Below are 2,614 nucleotides of genomic sequence, written 5' to 3' on the forward strand. Positions count from 1 at the left end.
CGATGATTCTTCCATGGTCGAGTTCGTAATCAACATCGTCTGAGGGCAAATGTGTGGGAAACAATGGCAAATCGGCGGCGGTGAAGAGCCGATCAGTCGGTCCGGCAGCGGAAGAAAGCAAGATTCCTGCCATCGAAGGTCATCCCAATGCTAAACGCGCCAAACGTATCATTCACCTATTGTATCGGAAACTCGTCGCGCAAGCATTTGAATTGCCTTTACCTCAGCATCTTCCACAAAAACGTGTATTCCAGCGCCGCCATTTTGGCTCGTTGCTCGTTGTTCGCCGCGCCGGCGTGGCCGCCTTCGGTGTTTTCGTAGTAGAGCACGTCGTGGCCTTGGTCTTTCATCTTGGCGAACATCTTGCGGGCGTGGCTCGGGTGGACTCGGTCGTCGCGGGTTGAGGTGGTGAAGAGGATCCGCGGGTAGTTCCCGCCGCGTTTGACGTTTTGGTACGGGGCGTATTTCGAGAGATAGGCCCATTCCTCCGGTTTGTCGGGGTCGCCGTACTCGGCCATCCAGCTTGCCCCGGCCAGGAGCTTGTTGTACCGCCGCATGTCGGTGAGCGGCACCTGGCAGACGACCGCGTGAAACAGTTCGGGCCGCTGCACGGCCACCGTGCTGACCAAGAGGCCGCCGTTGCTGCCCCCCATGATGCCGAGATGCTTCGTTTCGGTGATGCCGCGTTTCACGAGATCGGCGGCGACCGCCTCGAAATCGTCGAACGCCCGCTGGCGGTTCCCCTTGAGCGCCGCTTGATGCCATTGCGGGCCGAACTCGCCGCCGCCGCGGATATTGGCGAGCACGTAAACTCCGCCCCGCTCGAGCCAGGCCTTGCCGACGCCCGCGTTATAATGCGGGAACATGGGAATCTCGAACCCGCCGTAACCGTAAAGGATCGTCGGGGCGTGGCCCGAGTCGATCGCCTCGCGCTTGCCGACCACGAAGTACGGCACCTTCGTGTCATCGGCCGACGTGGCCTCGAACTGCTTCACCTCCATGCCGACGGCGTCGAAGAACGCCGGCAGCGTCTTGAGCGGTTCGCTCGGGTCTTCGCCGACCTTCGTGAGATAAAGTGCCCCGGGGTTGAGAAAGTCCTGGTAGTTCACCCACAGGTCGTTCGACTCATCGGGATCGACGGCCGAGGCATTGGCCGTGCCGGTGCCGGGCAGCTTCATCGTGCGGCGCTGCCAGCCCTTGTCGCCCGGCGTGGCTTCGATGATCTGCGTGTGCACGTTATCGCTGATGTTCAGGACGAGGGAGTCGCGGGTGGAGGCGACGTGTTGCAAGGCGATCCGCGGTTTTGGTTCAAACAGCACTTCAAACGCCTGCTTGCCGAGCAAGAATTCGTCGAGATGCCCTGCGAGCAGCGAGCCGGCTTTATACGTCTTGCCCTCCGTCTTCCAATCGCTCCGCAGCCGAACGATGATCCACTCGCGAAACAACTCGGGCATCGCATCGTGCGGCACTTCGAGCATGATTGGCTTGCCGCCGACGAGCAAAAACGTCCGGCTGTTATAGAACGCCACCTCGCGCGAAAATCCTTCGCGGAAGAAGCCGGGCGTGTGATCGACCCAGGCGCCGGCCGAGACGTCGGTCTTTTCCCCCTCGAACACGGTCTCGGCGTCGGCCAGCGGCGTGCCCCGCTTCCAGCGTTTGACAAGTCGCGGATATCCGCTGTCGGTGAGCGAGCCGCGGCCGAAATCGGTGCCGACGTAGAGCGTGTTTTCATCGCGCCAGGCCGCTTGGCTCTTCGCCTCGGGGAGCGAAAAGCCGTCGGCCACGAACTTATTCGACTTGAGATCGAACTCGCGATCGACCTTGGCATCGCCGCCGCCGCGGGAGAGCGAGATCATCGCCCGCTCGTATTTCGGCGGCAGGGCGTTCGCGCCGCCCCAGACCCAGTTTTCGTGTTCCTCCTTCGCCAGCGCGTCGACGTCGATCACGGTCTCCCACACCGGCTTCGCCTTGCGATATTCGTCGAGCGTCGTTCGCCGCCAGAGACCACGCGGGTTGGCGGCGTCTTGCCAGAAGTTGTAGTAGAACTCGCCCATCTTGCGGACGAAGGGAATGCGATCGTGCGAGTTGAGAATCTCCAGCACCTGCGATTGCGTTTGCGAGTATTCCGGCTCGGATTGCAGCTCTTTGAGCGTGACCGCGTTTTGGGCCTCGACGAATTCGAGCGCCCGCTTGCCGGTGATCTCTTCAAGCCAAGAGTACGGATCGTCTTTCGTCTGAGCGTCGGTCGCCATGAACAGAATTCCCGCCGCGATGGTGGAGAACAGGGGGTGGAACATTATAATGCCCTTGATCGGAGGGGTGATGGGCCTGACTCGGCGTCTATTGTAGGTGCAGCCCCCGTCGCTCGCCAGAAGCGATCAGTCGTCGATTCAAGCGAGCCACGCACGAAACACAGCCCGCTGGCGCGGACCAATCGGAATGAGAAAGGTCGTTGTTCTTGTTTAACACAAAGCGCACAAAGGAGTCACTAAGGCCACAAAGGACTCATCTTCGTGTTCTTGGTGTGAGCTTCGTGTCCTTTGTGTTTTGAAAAGGCTATGAGCGATCAGTTCTTCTTAACGCTCGCGGATTTGGAAGCGGGGCTCGACGCGAT

The 2,614-nt window shown here is 60.5% G+C and carries 1 protein-coding gene; it reads right to left on the reverse strand.

What is annotated here, in order from left to right:
* Positions 1–218: 218 nt before the first annotated feature.
* Positions 219–2,297, reverse strand: coding sequence for a prolyl oligopeptidase family serine peptidase (locus tag VGY55_15185; GenBank protein ID HEV2971317.1), 2,079 nt, complete (start codon positions 2,295–2,297; stop codon positions 219–221).
* Positions 2,298–2,614: the final 317 nt, after the last annotated feature.

Source organism: Pirellulales bacterium, assembly GCA_035939775.1.
GTDB lineage: Bacteria > Planctomycetota > Planctomycetia > Pirellulales > DATAWG01 > DASZFO01.